Annotated in this window: 1 protein-coding gene; it reads right to left on the bottom strand. The window is 38.8% G+C overall.

Annotation, left to right across the window (positions count from 1 at the left end):
• Positions 1-80 precede the first annotated feature (80 nt).
• The coding region (locus H1X92_RS00020; protein WP_180558289.1) for a hypothetical protein at positions 81-605 on the bottom strand (525 nt) is incomplete at its 5' end.

Below are 605 nucleotides of genomic sequence, written 5' to 3'. Positions count from 1 at the left end.
GCGCAGCGCAGCTTGCGAGCAGCGAACAATATCGTTGAGGAAGCGGAATTTAAAAATGGTTAATGCCGGTGATGGCAAAGTTATCTAAAAATGTAAGCAATCGCATTGAAACAGATTGAAATAATGAGTGCGGTCGACGTGATGATAATAGCTACCCAACTTTTGTCGTTAACAAAACTGCAGTTTGTCGAAACATCTTCTACCTGATTTACCAGTTGATTGAGTTGCTTTTTGGCATGACTGATGGCTTCAGATATCCCACCTGTTATTTCATTTTTTATCGCGCAGCGGATCTCAAGTTTGGCTTCATCCAGTTGATTGTTGAGTATATTTCGGTGCTTAACGTTAATTTCTGTATAACTTTTTTCTGCCTCTTCTAATCCGACAATCAACTTTTCCAATGAGGCTTCAATCTTTGTCGGCAATTCTTCAATTGCGTTAATTAAACATTGGTGTTTATCCTCTAAATCCGAGATGAGCATTTTGTTGATTTCAGCGTTAATTAACGCGAGTGCAAAAACCGGATCGTTTTTGTCATACATCACGCCCGTGGACTCATAGATTTTGATGGCTATTTTTTGTCGCTGTTCATCATTCATTTTTTT

The sequence above is a fragment of the Arsenophonus endosymbiont of Apis mellifera genome, from assembly GCF_903968575.1.
Classification (GTDB): Bacteria; Pseudomonadota; Gammaproteobacteria; order Enterobacterales; family Enterobacteriaceae; genus Arsenophonus; species Arsenophonus apicola.
The sequence above is the reverse complement of the archived record's forward strand: the minus strand, read 5'-3'. Positions and strand labels throughout refer to the sequence as shown.